General features: G+C 56.5%; 18 protein-coding genes. 14 read left to right on the top strand and 4 right to left on the bottom strand.

Features of this window, described 5'->3' with window-relative positions:
- Positions 1 to 17 precede the first annotated feature (17 nt).
- Positions 18 to 1199 (bottom strand): ABC transporter substrate-binding protein, encoded by a 1182-nt coding sequence (locus tag ACRZ9U_RS01535; RefSeq protein WP_170393052.1) that lies wholly within the window; start codon positions 1197 to 1199, stop codon positions 18 to 20.
- A gap of 170 nt (positions 1200 to 1369) precedes the next feature.
- On the opposite strand from ACRZ9U_RS01535, the gene ACRZ9U_RS01530 reads away from it, so the two are divergent.
- Positions 1370 to 2464, top strand: coding sequence for a PQQ-dependent sugar dehydrogenase (locus ACRZ9U_RS01530; RefSeq protein ID WP_170405812.1), 1095 nt, complete (start codon positions 1370 to 1372; stop codon positions 2462 to 2464).
- Between the two features lie 88 nt (positions 2465 to 2552).
- On the top strand, positions 2553 to 3080 hold the full coding sequence (locus ACRZ9U_RS01525; protein WP_170562711.1) for a GNAT family N-acetyltransferase: 528 nt from the start codon (positions 2553 to 2555) through the stop codon (positions 3078 to 3080).
- Positions 3081 to 3100: 20 nt separating this feature from the next.
- Here ACRZ9U_RS01525 and ACRZ9U_RS01520 read toward each other — a convergent pair whose 3' ends face one another.
- On the bottom strand, positions 3101 to 4105 hold the full coding sequence (locus ACRZ9U_RS01520; RefSeq protein WP_170393055.1) for a GlxA family transcriptional regulator: 1005 nt from the start codon (positions 4103 to 4105) through the stop codon (positions 3101 to 3103).
- Positions 4106 to 4274: 169 nt separating this feature from the next.
- Between ACRZ9U_RS01520 and ACRZ9U_RS01515 the strand changes: the two genes are divergently transcribed.
- Positions 4275 to 5645, top strand: a complete 1371-nt coding sequence (locus tag ACRZ9U_RS01515) for a class II 3-deoxy-7-phosphoheptulonate synthase (RefSeq protein ID WP_170393056.1) — start codon at positions 4275 to 4277, stop codon at positions 5643 to 5645.
- 55 nt (positions 5646 to 5700) lie between these two features.
- On the opposite strand, the gene ACRZ9U_RS01510 is transcribed toward ACRZ9U_RS01515, so the two are convergent.
- Positions 5701 to 6372, bottom strand: a complete 672-nt coding sequence (locus ACRZ9U_RS01510; RefSeq protein ID WP_170405809.1) for a PAS domain-containing protein — start codon at positions 6370 to 6372, stop codon at positions 5701 to 5703.
- Positions 6373 to 6604: 232 nt separating this feature from the next.
- Between ACRZ9U_RS01510 and ACRZ9U_RS01505 the strand changes: the two genes are divergently transcribed.
- From ACRZ9U_RS01505 to phoB, 10 genes are all read left to right on the top strand, one after another.
- Positions 6605 to 7495, top strand: coding sequence for a YicC/YloC family endoribonuclease (locus ACRZ9U_RS01505; protein ID WP_170405806.1), 891 nt, complete (start codon positions 6605 to 6607; stop codon positions 7493 to 7495).
- Between the two features lie 15 nt (positions 7496 to 7510).
- A complete protein-coding gene (gene gmk / locus ACRZ9U_RS01500; protein ID WP_170393058.1) occupies positions 7511 to 8152 on the top strand; it encodes a guanylate kinase in 642 nt (213 codons plus the stop codon).
- Positions 8149 to 8670, top strand: a complete 522-nt coding sequence (locus tag ACRZ9U_RS01495) for a gamma carbonic anhydrase family protein (protein ID WP_170405803.1) — start codon at positions 8149 to 8151, stop codon at positions 8668 to 8670. The genes gmk and ACRZ9U_RS01495 overlap by 4 nt, the downstream gene beginning before the upstream one ends.
- 6 nt (positions 8671 to 8676) lie before the next feature.
- Positions 8677 to 9708, top strand: coding sequence for an ATP-binding protein (locus tag ACRZ9U_RS01490; RefSeq protein WP_170393060.1), 1032 nt, complete (start codon positions 8677 to 8679; stop codon positions 9706 to 9708).
- Between the two features lie 181 nt (positions 9709 to 9889).
- Positions 9890 to 10930 (top strand): substrate-binding domain-containing protein, encoded by a 1041-nt coding sequence (locus tag ACRZ9U_RS01485; protein ID WP_170393061.1) that lies wholly within the window; start codon positions 9890 to 9892, stop codon positions 10928 to 10930.
- 88 nt (positions 10931 to 11018) lie between these two features.
- Positions 11019 to 12491, top strand: a complete 1473-nt coding sequence (pstC, locus tag ACRZ9U_RS01480) for a phosphate ABC transporter permease subunit PstC (protein ID WP_170405796.1) — start codon at positions 11019 to 11021, stop codon at positions 12489 to 12491.
- A complete protein-coding gene (gene pstA, locus ACRZ9U_RS01475; RefSeq protein ID WP_170405792.1) occupies positions 12488 to 13804 on the top strand; it encodes a phosphate ABC transporter permease PstA in 1317 nt (438 codons plus the stop codon). The genes pstC and pstA overlap by 4 nt, the downstream gene beginning before the upstream one ends.
- Before the next feature lie 12 nt (positions 13805 to 13816).
- Positions 13817 to 14614 (top strand): phosphate ABC transporter ATP-binding protein PstB, encoded by a 798-nt coding sequence (gene pstB / locus ACRZ9U_RS01470; RefSeq protein WP_170393064.1) that lies wholly within the window; start codon positions 13817 to 13819, stop codon positions 14612 to 14614.
- A gap of 16 nt (positions 14615 to 14630) precedes the next feature.
- Positions 14631 to 15332 (top strand): phosphate signaling complex protein PhoU, encoded by a 702-nt coding sequence (gene phoU, locus ACRZ9U_RS01465; RefSeq protein WP_170393065.1) that lies wholly within the window; start codon positions 14631 to 14633, stop codon positions 15330 to 15332.
- Positions 15333 to 15344: 12 nt separating this feature from the next.
- The gene (gene phoB, locus ACRZ9U_RS01460; protein WP_170393066.1) at positions 15345 to 16034 is read left to right on the top strand and encodes a phosphate regulon transcriptional regulator PhoB; all 690 of its coding nucleotides are present in this window, start codon (positions 15345 to 15347) and stop codon (positions 16032 to 16034) included.
- On the opposite strand, the gene ACRZ9U_RS01455 is transcribed toward phoB, so the two are convergent.
- Positions 16031 to 16942: a LysR substrate-binding domain-containing protein gene (locus ACRZ9U_RS01455; protein ID WP_170405789.1), complete on the bottom strand. Its 912-nt coding sequence runs from the start codon at positions 16940 to 16942 to the stop codon at positions 16031 to 16033. The genes phoB and ACRZ9U_RS01455 overlap by 4 nt on opposite strands.
- Before the next feature lie 98 nt (positions 16943 to 17040).
- Between ACRZ9U_RS01455 and ACRZ9U_RS01450 the strand changes: the two genes are divergently transcribed.
- Complete coding sequence (locus ACRZ9U_RS01450; protein ID WP_170405786.1) at positions 17041 to 18270, top strand: acyl-CoA dehydrogenase; 1230 nt, start codon at positions 17041 to 17043, stop codon at positions 18268 to 18270.
- Positions 18271 to 18357: the final 87 nt, after the last annotated feature.

Below are 18357 nucleotides of genomic sequence, written 5' to 3'. Positions count from 1 at the left end.
TGACTTTTAACCTTGGATCAACGGAAGTTGACGGTCTTGTTTTCGCCGTCGGTCACCTCGATCTCGCGATAGGAACCTGCGCTTTCACCAGGGCCGATCAGCTCAACGCCCGATGCGCCGACATAATCGATGTCCTGACCGGCAGCCAACAGCTCCAGACCTTTAGCCAGTTCTCCGGGGAAGATTTGCTCACCTGGAGCATTGGCGACATCCATGATTTTCGCGCCGTATTCAGCGGGGTTGGTCGAACCTGCGGCCTGCATCGCCAGCATGAACAGCGCGGCGGCGTCATAGCTTTCCGGCGAGTAGGGCGACGAACCGTCAAAGCCCGCAGCTTCAGCCATGGCAAAGTACTTCTCGGCACCTTCACCGCCCGAGCCAGCGATCTGACCGAACGAGCCGTTCAGGTCGGGGCCAACGTTTGCCGGCAGCGAGTCACCGATCATGCCGCCCGGCAGACCGAACGTGTCAAACGCTCCGCTGTCCAAAGCCGACTGGATGATGCCCAAACCACCTTGGTCCAGATATCCTGCGACCACGAGAATATCGCCACCGGCCGAGGCCAGCGCGCCAACTTCGGCCGAATAGTCGGCCTTGCCGTCTTCGTGCGCGGCAACGATGGTGACTTCGCCGCCCGAAGCCTCGAACGAGGACTGGATCGCGTCCGCCAGACCCTTGCCATAGTCGTTGTTGGTGTAGGTCAGCGCGATCGAGCTGATGCCACGATCGTTCAGGATGTCAGCCATCACCTGACCTTCACGCGCATCCGACGGGGCGGTGCGGAAGAACAGGCCGTTGTCTTCCATGGTCGACAGACCCGGAGACGTGGCCGACGGCGAGATCATGACCATGCCGTTCGGTATCGCGACGTTCTGCAGGATCGCGCCAGTGACGCCCGAGCAGTCGCCGCCGATGATACCGGCGACGCCATCGGCGATCATACGTTCGCCGTTCGATGTGGCCAGACCATTGTCGATACAGCCGGTATCGGCGCGGGTTCCGGTCACGCTTGCGCCGTCCAGCAGTTTGCCGGATTCGGTGACCTCGGCCATCGCCATTTCTGCGCCCGAACCCATGGCCGGGGCCAGCGATTCAATCGGGCCTGTAAAGCCGAACAGCACGCCCAGCTTCACGTCCTCGGCCATAGCGGTACCCGCCAGCAGAGCGGTTGCTGCAGTAGCGGTAAGCAGCTTTTTCATTAGGTTACTCCCTATTTATCGTTTGAACGTCGTCGTTCTGGGCATGACCCTAGGCAAGCTGTCCGAAAAAGAAAAGTCCTAACAAAAAAGTGCTTTTGAATGCAGCAATCCTATCTGTTTTGTTAGGCTAGGTCAGTTCGTTGCGGTACACCACTAGGGATTGGGTCGATATGATCAGGACTTTTGCGATTCTCATTCTGTCGTGCTGGTCGATTGCAGGCTGGTCCGATGTCATCAACACAACCGGCGGGCCGGTTCAGGTTACTCAGGTGGTCAGAGGCCTTGATACACCTTGGGCGATTGGCATTCTTCCGGATGGCAGCTTTGTTGTCACTGAGCGAGATGGCGAGCTTTTGTACGTTGCCGGAGGTGAGGCGAAGCGCATCAAGGGTCTGCCAAAAGTGGTCGCGAACGGGCAGGGCGGTTTGCTAGATGTCACCATCGCGCGTGACTTCAATCAGACCCGCGAGCTTTTTCTGACTTTCTCCAAATCGCAACGAGGCGGTGCAGGCACCGCTGTCGCTGTCGCTCGTTTATCGGAAAACAGGGAACGTCTGACCAATCTGCGCGTGATATTCGAGGCCTCTCCCGGTGGCTCAGGCGGGCGCCACTTTGGTTCTCGCGTCGTTGAAGCGAATGATGGCACGTTGTTCGTCACTATCGGTGACCGAGGTGATCGCCCGGCTGCGCAGGATCGAACGAACCACATGGGTACGGTCATTCGGATCAACCGTGATGGTTCAGTTCCCAGTGATAACCCGTTTGTGGGCAATCCCGGTGTCCGCCCCGAGATCTGGTCGTTTGGTCACAGAAACCCTCAGGGTGCCAATTTGGATCTGCAGGGCCGGCTTTGGGTTTCGGAACACGGGGCAAAAGGCGGGGATGAGGTTAATCTGATCAGACCCGGTGCCAATTATGGCTGGCCAGTGATTTCATATGGCGTTCATTATTCGGGTCAGAAGATCGGTGAAGGCACGTCGAAGCAAGGAATGGAACAGCCCGAGCACTATTGGGATCCTTCCATCGCACCCTCTGGCTTGATGGTCTATTCCGGGAAACTTTGGCCGGAATGGAAGGGGAATCTATTCGTTGGCTCTTTGAAATTCGACTACATTGCACGTTTGGCGGGCGATCCACTGCGTGAGGTTGAGCAGATCGAAGGCCCCGAGACCGAACGTGTTCGCGACATCGCCGAAGCACCAGATGGGTCGATCTGGTTCATTTCCGTCGGGCAAGGCGCGGTTTACCGAATGACGCCCCTCTGACGGTTTTAAACGGGGTTAGGGCGTTTGCTTCTATGCCATTCGGTCACGGTGTATCTGTTCCGGGCTTCAGGGTGATCAGGAGATTTGAATGAGTGATTTTGTAATCGAGCTTTGTGAAACAATGCCGCCAAAGCGCGAACTGAATACGATCCTGGCACAGTATTACGCGCTTATCGTGCAACGAATGCAGGATATGGGCTTTGAGATTGATCCAGCGGCCCCCGAAAGCGCATTGGCGGAGTTTTGGGCGCATACAGAGGATTACCTACCCCCGAATGGATGTCTTGTGGTGGCGCGAAACGATGCCGGAGACATCATTGGATGTGGGATGCTGAAACGATTTGATCACCAAACCGGTGAACTTAAACGGGTTTTTGTGACCGAGGAGGCACGGGGGACCGGTGCCGGGCGTGCCTTGATCGAAGCCCGGGAACAGGCCGCGCGTGATATGGGTTTGAAACGCCTCATCGCCGATACGCTTACACCGAATGTCGAAATGCGCGACCTGTACCCCAAACTTGGTTTTGTTGAACTGGACTCACCAATCGAAACCACGACCTATCTGGATCAACCGATGTTACGGCCGCACCTGCACTACTTTGCGAAAGATTTGTAAGGTTTCCCTGCGGCTTTGGATTAAACAGACAACCGACCGCTCTGTGCACCGCGTTCGCGATAAGGCGTGGTGTTGTAATGCGCCCGGTAGCATTTAGAGAAATGCGACGGGCTGGCAAAGCCGCAAGCCAGCGCCACATTGATGACGCTCATATCGGTCTGCATCAGCAAGTTCCGCGCTTTATGTAGGCGCAACTCCATGTAGTAGCGCTTGGGCGAGCGGCTGAGATAGCGGCGGAACAGACGTTCTAGCTGGCGCGTCGACATGCCTACGTCCTTGGCTAGAATAGAAGGCGAGATTGGCTCTTCTATGTTCTTTTCCATCATCAGGATAACCTGACTGAGCTTGGGGTGGCGCACGCCGATCCGTGTAGGTGTCGACAAACGTTGCGTGTCCTGATCCGTACGTATCGAAGAATAGATCATCTGATCAGCGACCGCGTTGGCCAGATCTTCTCCGTAATCTTCGGCAATCAGCTTGAGCATCAGGTCAATCGAGGATGTGCCGCCTGCAGTTGTCATTCGGTTGCCATCAACCAAAAACACCGACTTGGTCAGCTCTACAGTGTCGAATTCTTCGGCAAAACTGTCTGAGTTTTCCCAATGGATCGTAGCGCGCTTGCCTTCCAGCAAACCGGCTTTGGCCAGCGTATAGGCCGCGGTGCAAAGACCGCCGATTTTCAACCCTTTACGCGCTTCGCGGCGTACCCAGTTCAGGATGCGTTTGGTGGTTGCCGCTTGTACATCGACCCCCCCGCAGATCAGGACGACGTCGTCACGCTGCAATTCGGTCAGATCAGAATCAAGATTGAAAGAAGTACCGGCTGAACAAGTCACTGTTTCACCGCCTTCGCCCGTCAAGGTCCAGGTATAAAGCTCTCGGTTGGCCATTCGATTGGCGATCCGCAGACTGTCCAAAGCCGAAGCGAATGACAGAAGGGAAAACTTGTCCAAAAGCACAAATACAAAGTTATGCGGCTTGCCTGTGCTATGATCCACAGTGACAACTTGGCGTTGCTCTTGCATGGCGAACTGTCCTTGATTCGGCGCGCACCGGGATTTCCACGGTGGCGGATATGCCAGTCACCATGCTCAAAGCTTGATTATGGCGTCAAGAGGCGCAAAAGGGATATGGCCTCTCATTCATGCATTTTGTATAGAGGCCACCTGAAATACTTCAGCGGAGATAAAAGCTATGACTGAATGGCAAAAAACGAACTGGCGCAACAAGCCCCGGGTTCAGATGCCAGACTATACCGACGCGGCCGCGCTGGCCAAAGTCGAGGCGCAGCTTTCGCAGTATCCCCCGCTGGTTTTTGCGGGTGAAGCGCGACGGCTGAAGCAGCATCTGGGAGCCGCGGGTCGTGGCGAAGCGTTCCTGTTGCAAGGCGGGGATTGCGCTGAAAGCTTTGAGCAGTTCAGCGCGGATGCGATCCGTGACACGTTCAAGGTTATGCTGCAGATGGCAATGGTGCTAACCTACGGCGCCAAGGTTCCCGTGGTTAAAGTTGGCCGCATGGCGGGCCAGTTCGCAAAACCGCGCAGTGCACCGACTGAGGTTGTGGACGGTGTGGAGCTGCCCAGCTACCGCGGTGACATCATCAATGAGCTGGCCTTTACACCCGAGGCACGCATTCCGAATCCCGACAAGATGCTTCAGGCCTATACACAGGCGGCGGCAACACTGAACCTGCTGCGGGCGTTCTCGACCGGTGGTTTTGCGGATATGAGCCACGTGCATTCGTGGACGCTGGGTTTTGCCGACGGGCAAGACGTTCAGAAATACTCTGAGATCGCCGACCGCATTCAGGATTCGATTGACTTCATGGGGGCTGCTGGCATCACCGCCGACACCACCCACGAATTCTCATCGGTGGAGTTTTACACCAGCCACGAGAGCCTGTTGCTTGAGTACGAAGAGGCGTTGACCCGTCTGGATTCGACCTCGGGCAATTGGTTGGCCGGTTCTGGGCACATGATCTGGATCGGCGATCGGACCCGTCAGCCCGACGGTGCGCATGTCGAGTTCTGCCGGGGTGTTCTGAACCCGATTGGTCTGAAATGTGGCCCGACAACCAGTGCCGAAGACCTCAAGGTTCTGATGTCCAAGTTGAATCCCGAAAACGAAGAGGGGCGTCTGACTCTGATCGCGCGCTTTGGTGCAGGTAAAGCGGGTGAGCATCTGCCGCGTCTGGTCAAAGCCGTAAAGGAAGAGGGCGCACAGGTTACTTGGGTCTGCGATCCGATGCATGGCAACACGATCAAATCCGCGACCGGCTACAAGACCCGGCCGTTTGATTCCGTGCTGCGCGAAGTACGCGATTTCTTTGGCGTACATCAGGCTGAAGGCACGATCCCCGGTGGTGTTCATTTCGAGATGACAGGGCTGGATGTCACCGAATGCACCGGAGGTGTGCGCGCGGTGACCGAAGAGGATCTTTCGGATCGCTATCACACAGCTTGTGACCCGCGCCTGAACGCCTCGCAGTCGCTGGAACTTGCATTCCTTGTCGCGGAAGAACTGACCAACCTACGTCGTGACCGCAGCAAGCGCGCTGCAAGCTGACTTCGAATACATCCTGAATTAGTAAGACGGCGGGCCTCATGCCCGCCGTTTTCATTTAGTCGTCACGTGATGATACCAACCTTAAGTGCGGTGCCCCTTTGAACGTGGTCTGGTCTTCAGCGAACCCCTCTGCTTGCTGTTGGACAGGCCTCGGAGGCTGTTGCAAATCAGAGATCGTGTTGACGCGGCGATCCGAGACGATGAAGCGACGCGGTGTCGACCCGATGGTTCCGTCGCTGACCATGACCCCAAGAATGCGGCTGACGTCGCCCAGATCGCTTTTAAGCGGCAGCAGGATCATGCGGGCCTGAAGGCTGGTTCGTCCCAGCTTGCCTTTCGAAAGCAAGCCCAGTTCGGCAACCGCGGGGCGGGTGAGGACTTGGTCCAGAATGGATTTGACATCATCGCGGGCGCTCGGTTCGAAAAAAGCCGTTAGAGGCATACCGCGAACTTCCATGCCCGCCAGATTGTTCAGGTGACTTCCCGCCAGCCGAAACCGGGCCAAACCCGGCGCGATGCGTTCCAGTATGAATGTGTATTCGAGAATATTCTCCAGGCCGCGCGGATCGATCTGCGAGCGCATCGGAACGCCTTCACCTGTCAGCAAGGCGGTCCAATAGGCTTCGGCCTGACGGATGGGAGAAAGGCTTCGCCCGCTGTCAAATCGGTCCATTGCGATGATCTTTCCAAGTTCTGAGCCGGAACCAGTCCCGAAAAAGGTTTTCATTTCATCACCCTACCGTCAATCACTCGCGATTTTCCTAAAATGCCATCTAATGGGCAAAGCTGCGATCCGCCAGCTTTTCTGACTGTCAGATTGACACGGGTTAATACAATTTTGGAGCAATTCTTTAACGAATGGTTAACCTCTTGGCATTGATTGGGGAATGAGCAAGGTCTTGCCCCTTGCTGGTCAATGGCATTAGGTGCGACCAGTGAATTTGACGGAAAGGGCAGGCATGATCAAATCCATGACCGGTTTCGCCTCGGGCAAGGGGGCGTTTGGTCCCCATAGCTGGACTTGGGAATTGCGCAGCGTCAATGGCAAGGGGCTGGATTTACGTCTGCGGCTTCCCGATTGGTTGACAGGGTTAGAGGCCGCGCTGAGAGGCGATCTGTCGAAGCAGGTCAACCGAGGGAACATCACGCTGTCCCTTCGGATGGGACGGGAAGAAACCGCCGCGGATGTCCGGTTGAATACCCCAGCGATGGAAGCTGCGCTGGATGCACTGGCCCAGACCGAAGCGCTTGCAGGCGCGCGGGGCGTATTGTTGGCTCCCTCCAAAGCCAGTGATCTTCTTGCGTTGAAAGGGATGTTGGAAGCCGGAGCTGACGCGGATGATCCAGCCCAACTTGTCGAGCACCTGAAATCTGAGTTCGGTGGCTTGCTTGCTTCATTCATTGAGATGCGCGGTTCCGAAGGTGAAGCTCTGTCAGGCATTCTTGCGGGACAACTCGACCAAGTCGCAAAGCTGACGGATCAGGCCGCTGATCTGGCCGAGCGTCGCCGCGAGGAAATGGCGCAAAACATGCGCGAAAACCTGACACGCGTTCTCGACAATACGCAAGGTGCGGACCCTGATCGCGTTGCACAAGAACTGGCCCTGATCGCGGTCAAGGCCGATATTACCGAAGAAATTGACCGGTTGAAGGCCCATGTCACTGCGGCGCGTTCCCTTTTGACGCAAGACGGCCCGGTTGGGCGTAAGCTGGATTTCCTGATGCAAGAATTCAATCGTGAGGCCAATACGCTCTGCTCGAAATCGCAGAATGCCGAACTGACGGCGGTTGGGTTGGAGCTGAAAGCGGTCATCGATCAGATGCGCGAGCAAGTGCAGAACGTGGAATAAGGACGGGAACATCACATGGCGGATCGCCGCGGTTTATTAATCATACTGTCCTCGCCTTCGGGCGCAGGTAAATCCACTCTGGCCCGCCGTTTGATGCAATGGGATGTCGGTTTGGAATTCTCGATCTCGGCCACCACCCGTGCTCCGCGCCCGGGTGAGGAGCACGGCCGGGAGTATTACTTCCTATCCGAGGACGAGTTCAAACAGCAGGTGGCGGATGGGCAGATGCTGGAACACGCGCATGTGTTCGGCAACTTCTACGGCTCTCCTGCTGGACCGGTCCGCGAGTCCATCACACAGGGGCGCGATGTGCTGTTTGATGTTGATTGGCAGGGAGAAGTGCAGATCCGCAATTCAGATCTGGGCAAGCATGCGTTGTCGATTTTCATTCTCCCGCCCTCGATCCGCGAGCTTCGGCGCAGGCTGGAAGGGCGTGGGCAGGACAGTGAGGATGTGATCGCCAAGCGCATGTTGAAAAGCTGGGATGAGATCAGCCATTGGGGCTACTACGACTATGTCCTGATCAACGATGATTTGGATACCACCGAGGAAAAACTGAAGACCATCGTCAGCGCAGAACGCATGCGTCGCATCCAACAGCCCAGCCTGCAGAACCACATCCGCTCGTTGCAGACCGAGTTCGAGGGCTTGTCGTGACCATCTATGCTTTGGGCGATGACTCGCCGCAAATTCACGAAGACACCTGGGTAGCCCCCGACGCCAACTTGATCGGCAAAGTAGTCCTGGAACAAGGCGCTTCGGTCTGGTTCGGGTGCACCATCCGGGCCGATCACGAAGAAATCCGTGTGGGCGCAGGCAGCAATGTGCAGGAAAACTGCGTGATGCACATCGATGCGGGTTATCCGCTGACCATTGGGAAGAACTGCACAATTGGTCACAAGGTCATGCTGCATGGTTGCACGATCGGAGACAATACGCTGATCGGTATGGGGGCTATCGTTCTAAACGGGGCGAAGATCGGAAAGAACTGTCTGATCGGGGCAGGGGCGCTGATCACCGAAGGCAAAGAGGTTCCCGATAATTCGTTGGTCATGGGCTCGCCGGGCAAAGTTGTGCGGCAGCTTGATGAGGCGGCGGCCCAGAAACTAACGCTGAGTGCGCTGCACTATCAGGACAATATGCGTAAGTTTCGCCAAACATTGCGCCCGGTCTAAACGCGCATGACGGATACCCTGCTTGCCGAATTGGTTTCAGCCATTCCGATGCCCGCCGTGCTGGTCGGTCAGACCGAGCGTATTGTCGCCGCAAATAGCGAGGCGCGGACGCTTTTGGGGCACGCAATCGAAGGCAGGCATTTTGCCACAATCCTGCGCCAGCCTCAGGTCATCGATGCCGTCGAACAATGCCTGCGCTCGAAGCAGCCCGGCAAAGCGCGGCATCTGTCCAATGATGGTGCTCAGGATACGACGTTTGAAGTGCAGTGCAGATTCGTCGGCGGGACCGAAGCGGTATTGGCGGTATTTCAGGATATCACGCATTTGGAACAGGCAGGTCAGATGCGGCGCGATTTTGTGGCCAATGTCAGCCATGAATTGCGCACGCCGCTAACGGCCTTGATGGGGTTTATCGAAACATTGCGAGGCCCCGCCCGCGACGACACCGCCGCCCGCGACCGCTTTCTTCAGATCATGGCGGATGAGGCCAATCGGATGAACCGGCTTGTGGGGGATTTGCTGTCGCTCAATCGGGTGGAAAGTGAAGAACGGGTCAGACCTAAAGAGCCATTGGAACTGACAGGCCTGATTCAATCGACCTTAAACACTCTGCGACCGCTGGCGGATGATGCCAGTGTTGTTGTTTCGTTGGATGCCCCAAACGAGTCGATCGAGATGGTCGGAGACAGCGATCAGCTTCGTCAGGTGATAACCAATCTCGTTGAAAACGCGATCAAATACGGGGGCAGCGGTGGCAAGGTCGGTGTGGTCGTAACCCTGTCTGAGCGGGATACGGCGATGCGCGGTCCTGCGGTACGGATCAAGATCATTGATCAAGGGCCCGGTATTGATGCCAAACACCTGCCCAGGTTGACCGAAAGGTTCTATCGCGCAGACAGTCACCGCTCGCGCGAGTTGGGCGGAACCGGACTGGGGCTTGCGATCGTGAAGCATATCGTCAATCGCCATCGGGGCAGGTTGCGTGTGGAAAGTGAACCGGGGCAGGGAGCGACGTTTACGGTCATTCTACCACGCTGAGGGCGTGCCAAACGCAGGCTTTACTGGGGTGACGCTTCGTCAAGTTAAGAATTTCTGAGAAATTCATGAGTTGTCATGAAACCGTTACATACCTGTCACAAAAGGCTTACGCAGGCGTCATAGTGCTGCGCTCAGATCATCATGGGGATGATCAGTACCCATCCTTTTCAAGGAGACTGAAATGTCCTTTGTAAAACTGTCGGCTTCTGCGCTGGCTATCGCTGCCGTCTCGGCAACCACTGCTGCTGCGCGTGACAACGTTCAAGTTGCTGGCTCTTCCACCGTTCTGCCTTATGCGTCAATCGTTGCAGAACTGTTCGGTGAAAATACCGACTTCCCCACACCGGTTGTTGAATCAGGCGGCTCGTCCGCTGGTCTGAAACGCTTCTGCGAAGGCGTCGGTGAAAACACGATCGACGTTGCAAACGCATCGCGTGCCATCCGTGAAAAAGAGATTAAAGCATGCGCCGAAAACGGTGTGACCGACATCATGGAAGTCCGCATCGGTTATGACGGCATCGTATTTGCAAGCCAGCAGTCGGGTCCTGCCTTCACGGCGTTTGAGCCTGCGGATATTTACAATGCCATCGGATCGAAAGTGATGAAAGATGGCGCGCTGGTCGACAACAGCTTCAACAGCTGGGCCGAGTTCAACGCTGACCTGCCGGATGTGGAAATCGCAATGTTCATCCCGGGCACCAAGCACGGTACCCGCGAAGTGTTCGAAGACAAGGTTCTGCTGGCAGGTTGCGAAGCGACGGGCGCGATGGAAGCCATGGTCGCGGGCGGCCTAAGCGAAGATGACGCCGAAGATGCATGCCTGGACGTGCGCACCGACGGCAAATCGGTCGATATCGACGGTGACTACACCGAAACTCTGGCCCGCATCGACACCAACACCAATGGTATCGGCGTGTTTGGTCTGGCGTTCTACGAGAACAACACCGACAAGCTGAAAGTGGCTACGATGGGTGGTATCGCACCGTCGACCGAGAGCATCGCGTCGGGTGAATACCCCGTCTCGCGTCCGCTGTTTTTCTACGTCAAGAAAGCGCATATCGGCGTGATCCCCGGTCTGAAAGAATACGCCCAGTTCTTCACTCATGAAGAAATTGCTGGTCCCTCGGGCCCGCTGGCCAACTACGGTCTGGTTGCCGATCCTGAACTGGCAAAAACGCAGGACGCGATTGCCAACGAAGTAACCTTGGGTTCGGGCAGCTAATCCCTCACCCCGATCGAATTGACTGGGGGCGGCGTTTTCTGTCGCCCCCAATTTTTCCCTAATCCCGATCAAGACCTATGGGGGCGTCATGCCAATTCTTTGGCTCATTCTGATCGTGCTTGCGATCGCGGCAGTCGGATATGTTTTGGGGCGAATGCGCGCCTTGCAAAGTGCCGGAGGGGACAGCCGCAATCTGCATTCTCTTCCCTCGTTTTATGGCGCTAACGTCGCACTGAAAGTCATAGTTCCCGCCTTAGGTTTGTTGATCGTCTGGCTGCTGGTTCAGCCGCTCTACGTTAACTCTCAGGTCTCGGAGATGGTTCCCGAAACGGCGATCAAGGAAGGATCGTCGCGCAGTCTTGTTATGGCCGAGGTGCGTCGGACCGCAAATGGTCTGGACAGTGCCGTTGCGCAGGGACATCTCACCGAAACGCTCGCACAGGATGCGCGGGCGGATATTTCCGAGATGACCCAAAAGTTGAAGGACGCGGGTCAAGTCGTAACCTCGGACATCACGCAGACGGTTTTGCATGCAGCTCAAGCCTATCGGGCGATAAATTCAACCGGTTACGCGATAATGTCCGCCGCTGTGATACTGGTCGCCTTGGCCGGGGCTGTGTTCAGTTGGTTACAGACGCATTCTGAATATCGTGCCCGCAATGTGGTTGAGCAGGGAATTCGTGTGATGCTGCTGGCGGCTGCGTCGATTGCGATCCTGACAACGGTCGGCATCGTCCTTTCGCTGGTTTTCAATACGTGGGAGTTCTTCAAGCTTTACCCGGCATCAGAATTCTTTTTCGGTACCACCTGGGCGCCCAGTTTCTCGGGCCGTGGTGGGGCATCAGATCTGGGTATCATCCCTTTGCTGTGGGGCACGTTCTATATCTCGTTGGTGGCGTTGTTGGTGGCCGTGCCAATCGGTCTTTTCGCTGCGATTTATCTCAGTGAGTACGCTTCTTCACGCGTGCGCTCGATCGCCAAACCGATGCTTGAGGTGCTGGCCGGTATCCCGACCATCGTTTACGGCCTTTTCGCTCTGCTGACCGTTGGCCCGCTGTTGCTGAGCGTGTTCGGGGATGACGGATTGGGCTGGATGAAAGCCGGTACGGCAGTGATGACCGCCGGTCTTGTCATGGGCATCATGCTAATCCCGTTCGTTTCGTCGCTTTCCGACGACATCATCAACGCGGTGCCTCAGGCCATGCGTGATGGCTCTTACGGGCTGGGGGCCACACAATCCGAGACCATCCGGCAGGTCGTTTTGCCCGCAGCCTTGCCCGGGATCGTGGGAGCGATCCTGCTGGCAGCATCGCGCGCCATCGGTGAGACCATGATCGTGGTTCTGGGGGCAGGGGCCGCCGCGCGTCTGGACCTGAACCCGTTCGAGGCCATGACCACCGTCACCGCCAAGATCGTCAGCCAGCTGACGGGCGACGCCGATTTCGCCTCGCCCGAGGCCCTCGTCGCCTTCGCGCTTGGCATGACGCTGTTCATCCTCACTCTGGGGCTGAACGTTTTCGCCCTTTATATCGTGCGCAAGTATCGGGAGCAGTACGAATGACCGACGCCAGCATGCAAAATACCTCGACCTCGCTGACTGCATCCGATGCCCGGACCAAAAAACGCGCGGCTGCCGAAAAGCGTTTTCGCGCCTACGGGATCGTCGCTATCGCGACCGGACTGTTCTTTCTGATTGTGCTGTTTGCCTCAATCCTGTCGCAGGGCATCCCGGCCTTCCAGCGCACAGTGATCAGTTTAGAATTCACGCTGAGCGAAGCGCAGCGCGATGAAGCCGAAGGCACGATGTTCAAGACAAAGGCCTACTCCAATATGTTCATTGCGGAACTGAATGAACAACTAGCCGAAAGTGGCATCACCGTGGATTTCGATCAGGATGCCATCGAGCGTCTGTTGGGCAAAATCGGCGGTACGATCCGAACCTTCTATGCCGATAATCCTAGCAAGCTGGGTGAGCCGATCATGTTCGATTTGGCGGCTTCAAGCCGTGTGGATGGCTACTTCAAGGGTCGGGTGTCTCGTGACACCCTGCAGGACAGCCGCTTCCTGCAACTCAGCGATCTGGATCTGGTGGACGCGTTGAAAGAGGCAGGGATCATCAAGCAGGCATTCAACTGGCCGTTCATCACTGGTGCGGACTCGGGCGTGGATAACCCCGGTGGCGCGGGTATTGGTGCCTCAGTTGTTGGCTCGTTCTTCATGATGCTGGTGGTGCTGTGCCTATCGCTGCCCATTGGGGTCGCCGCCTCGATCTATCTGGAAGAATTCGCGCCGCAGAACAAATTTACCGACCTGATTGAGGTGAATATTTCGAACCTGGCCGCCGTTCCGTCTATCGTGTTCGGTATCCTGGGTCTGGCCGTGTTCATCCAATTTATGCACCTGCCGCAATCGGCGCCGTTGGTGGGTGGTCTGGTCCTGACCCTGATGACGTTGCCAACGATCATCATCTCGACCCGAGCCTCGCTAAAGGCGGTTCCCCCGTCTATCCGCGACGCGGCGTTGGGGGTAGGGGCCTCGAAGATGCAGGCCGTCTTCCACCACGTGCTGCCGTTGGCCGCGCCCGGTATCCTGACTGGTACCATCATTGGTCTGGCGCAGGCGCTGGGTGAAACTGCTCCGTTGCTGTTGATCGGCATGGTGGGCTTTGTCGCCCGAGGCTATCCCGATGGCTTTTTAGCGGGCTTCACCGAGCCGAACTCGGCCATGCCGGCACAGATCTACACATGGGCCGCGCGTGCCGATGTGGGTTTCTACGAGAAAGCCTGGGGCGGCATCATCATCCTTTTGATGTTCCTGCTGACCATGAATATCATCGCTATCATCCTGCGCCGCCGCTTTGAACGCCGCTGGTAGGAGGGGTTTAAAATGAACGATATGACACGAGTGGAGAGAACCGTGGACTCCAAAGACATCAAGATCAACGCCAAGCAGGTTCAGGTCTACTACGGTGAGACGCACGCCATTAAGGACGTGAGCGTCGATATCGAAGACAAGACTGTGACGGCTTTCATCGGTCCCTCTGGCTGCGGTAAATCCACCTTCTTACGCTGTCTGAACCGGATGAACGACACAATCGACATTTGCCGGGTGCAGGGTGATATCCTGCTGGACGGTGAAGACATTTACGACAAGCGCGTCGATCCGGTACAGTTGCGTGCCAAGGTCGGCATGGTTTTTCAAAAACCGAACCCGTTCCCCAAATCGATCTATGACAACGTGGCTTACGGTCCGCGTATCCACGGCCTTGCCAAGAATAAGGCAGAACTGGATGAAATCGTAGAGAAATCTCTGCGTCGTGGTGCGATCTGGGATGAGGTCAAGGACCGTCTGGATGCCCCCGGTACCGGCCTTTCTGGTGGTCAGCAACAGCGTCTTTGCATCGCGCGCGCCGTAGCCACCGAGCCTGAGGTGCTATTGATGGACGAACCCTGTTCGGCGCTCGACCCAATCGCAACCGCGCAGGTCGAGGAACTGATTGACGAACTGCGTTCACGCTATTCAGTGGTGATCGTAACCCATTCGATGCAACAGGCCGCGCGGGTCAGTCAGAAGACAGCGTTTTTCCATCTGGGGAACTTGGTTGAGTTCGGCGAAACCGGGCAGATCTTCACCAACCCCGAAGATCCCCGAACCGAAAGTTACATCACCGGCCGGATTGGCTGAGCACAGGATAACTGCAATGAGCGAACAACATATTGCATCCGCGTTCGACCGCGACCTTGAGGCCATCCAAGCACACATCATGAAGATGGGTGGACTGGTCGAAGCCGCCATTATGGGCGCGGCCCGGTCGCTGGAGACCCGCGACGAAGAACTGGCAAATGAAGTGCGTCAAGGCGACAAGGCCATCGACGCACTGGAAGAACTGATTGACGAAGAGACCGCGCGCCTGATTGCCTTGCGTGCACCGACGGCCAGCGATTTGCGGCTGGTGCTGTCCGTGCTGAAGGTTGCGACCAACCTTGAACGGATTGGAGATTACTCCAAGAACATCGCCAAGCGAACGACCGTTCTGGTGAATGCCGGCGAAATCAACGGCAGTGCCGCCGCTCTGCGCCGAATGGCGCGCGAGGTCGAGCGGATGCTGCGCGACGCGCTGGATGCCTATATCCAGCGTGATGCTGAGCTGGCGCAGGACGTGATCGAACGGGATCTGGAAGTGGACCAGATGTATAACGGCCTGTTTCGCGAGTTCCTGACCTTCATGGCGGAGGATCCGCGCAATATCTCATCGTGCATGCACCTGCATTTCATCGCAAAAAATATCGAACGCATGGGCGATCACGTCACCGCCATTGCCGAGCAGGTCGTCTATCTCGTCACCGGCGAGAGACCCAGCGAAGCGCGCCCCAAAGCCGACAACACGTCGCAAACGATCTAGGAGATCTAAGTCATGTCCGCTGATCAACCGACGGTACTGGTTGTTGAGGATGAGTTGGCCCAAAGAGAGGTACTGGCCTATAATCTGGACGCCGAAGGGTTCCGGGTAATCCGTGCCGCTAATGGCGACGAAGCTTTGTTGCTGGTCGAAGAAGACCGCCCGGATATCATCGTTCTGGATTGGATGATGCCCAATCTCAGCGGTATCGAGGTCTGCCGCCGCCTGAAAACGCGGCCGGACACCCGATCAATTCCGATCATCATGCTGTCGGCGCGCTCAGAAGAGGTTGATAAAGTGCGCGGCCTTGAAACCGGTGCCGATGATTATGTGGTTAAGCCTTACTCGGTTGTCGAATTGATGGCACGTGTACGGACACAATTGCGCAGAGTCCGTCCAGCGACCGTGGGCATCCGGTTGGAGTTTGACGATATCATACTGGACTCTGAGACCCACAAGGTCAGCCGCGACAACAAGCTGTTAAAACTGGGCCCGACCGAGTTCCGGTTGCTGAGCACATTCATGGAAAAGCCCGGCCGGGTCTGGAGCCGAGAGCAGTTGCTTGACCGCGTCTGGGGCCGCGATATCTACGTCGACACGCGTACTGTTGATGTTCATATCGGTCGTCTGCGCAAAGCGTTGACCCAACATGGCGGCGAAGATCCGGTGCGAACGGTGCGCGGGGCAGGGTATGCGCTCGGCTAACGCGGCAATGACTCTTCGGTTTGGGCCTGAGAAGCAAGCCAGTGTCGAAACTCTCGCAATGATCCGTCATCCGATTTTTCGCGCGGCCAAACCAGATAATATGCCCCCATCGTCTCTATCGCGTCAGGGAAGGCTGCAACCAGCCTACCTGTCGCTAGGTCTTGTTCCACAAGATAGTTTGGCAACAGGGCAACACCCAGGCCGTGCAGCGCGGCTTGGTTGATCGTGTTGAACTGGTCGTGGACGGTGCCGGGCAGGGGATGCGGGTGCGTGACACCCATCTGTTGAAACCAGTCCTGCCAGGCGCGCGGTCGTGTCTGGATATGCAGCAGCGGCAGTTTTAGCAGATCGCGGGGTGAGGTCGGAGTGCCTTTGGGTAAAAGCTCGGGTGCGCAGACGGGCAAAACCCGCTCGACACTTAATGGCAAGCGATCAGTTCCGGGCCAATCAGGTTCCCCAAAATGTAAAGCCGCATCAAAGGGTTCCGAAGCAAAACTAAACGGTCGCAACCGCGTGGTCATGTTGATTGTGATATCCGGATGGCGGCGGGCGAAATCCGGCAGACGCGGTACCAGCCAGCGCATTCCGAATGTCGGCAGAATCGCCAGATTCAATGTCCCACCGACAGGGGAAATGTGCAGTTTCAACGCCGCCTGCGCGATCTGAGACAAGGCTGGCCGAATTTCTTGTACATAGTCTTGTCCAGCCTTTGTCAGTGACAATCGCTTGCGATCACGGCTGACCAATTCTGCGTCCAAATGCGCTTCAAGCGTCTGCAGTTGCCGACTGACCGCGCTCTGCGTCAGTGCCATTTCTTCCGCGACTGCCGAGGCTGATCCAAGGCGATCCAAAGCTTCAAGCGCGCGCAGCGCGGATATAGGCGGCAGGATAGGGCGCTTGGTGTCCATCTATGCGTTTTGATCATGAAACAATGCAAATGTCTCGCTATTTTTTGAATATTTCTCAGATTATACTTGCCCAAACCTATTCAATTCGGAGAAGCAAAATGAACGCTCCAGATACAAAGCCTGTCCTGCGCGCAAAAGATGCGCCTGACCTTGGACGTTTCAACTGGGACGACCCATTTCGCTTGTCGGACCAGTTGGAAGAGGATGAACGCCTGATTGCCGACAGCGCGCGCGCTTACGCCCAGGAGAAATTGCAGCCGCGTGTCACCAAGGCTTTTGCAAACGAAGAAACCGATCCCGAGATCTTTCGTGAAATGGGTGAAATGGGCCTGTTGGGCACGACAGTCCCCGAAGAATATGGTGGGATCGGTGCAAGCTACGTATCTTATGGACTTGTGGCGCGGGAAGTTGAACGTGTGGATTCCGGCTATCGCTCGATGATGTCGGTGCAAAGCTCGTTGGTGATGTACCCGATTTTCGCCTATGGCAGCGAAGAACAGCGTCGCAAATATCTGCCGAAACTGGCAAGCGGCGAATGGATTGGGTGTTTTGGCCTGACAGAGCCGGATGCGGGTTCGGATCCGGCGGCGATGAAGACCCGCGCCGAGAAAATTGATGGCGGGTATCGTCTGACCGGCAGCAAGATGTGGATTTCAAACGCACCGATCGCAGATGTCTATGTGGTCTGGGCCAAGTCTGATGCACATGACGGCAAGATTCGTGGGTTCGTGCTGGATAAAGGCACCAAGTGCCTGAGCGCACCGAAGATCGAGAACAAGCTGAGCCTGCGTACTTCGATCACAGGTGAAATTGTCATGGATGGCGTTGAGGTGGACGAGGGCGCTTTGCTTCCACATGTTCAGGGTCTCAAGGGGCCGTTCGGCTGCCTGAACCGCGCACGCTATGGTATCAGCTGGGGTGCGATGGGGGCCGCGGAATGCTGCTGGCACGCAGCGCGTCAATACGGCTTGGATCGTAAACAGTTCAATCGACCACTTGCGCAGACCCAGTTGTTTCAACGCAAACTGGCTGAGATGCAAACCGAAATCTCTTTGGGACTGCAAGCAAGCTTGCGCGTCGGTCGTCTGATGGATCAGGCTGAAGCTGCGCCTGAGATGATCTCGATCATCAAACGTAACAATTGCGGCAAGGCATTGGACATTGCGCGGATGTCGCGTGACATGCACGGCGGCAACGGTATCTCACTTGAGTTCCAGGTGGTGCGTCACATGATCAATCTTGAGACAGTCAACACCTATGAGGGCACGCACGACGTTCATGCATTGATCCTGGGGCGGGCGCAAACCGGGCTACAGGCATTTTACTGAGATCGCATCTATTAATCGTATAATCGGTATTATGTAAAAAACTTCGCAAGCGAGCCACGACTATAGAACACACATTGGTCGAGGCTT

The sequence above is a fragment of the Ruegeria sp. D7 genome, from assembly GCF_056534355.1.
This window is presented reverse-complemented; position numbering and strand designations above follow the sequence as displayed.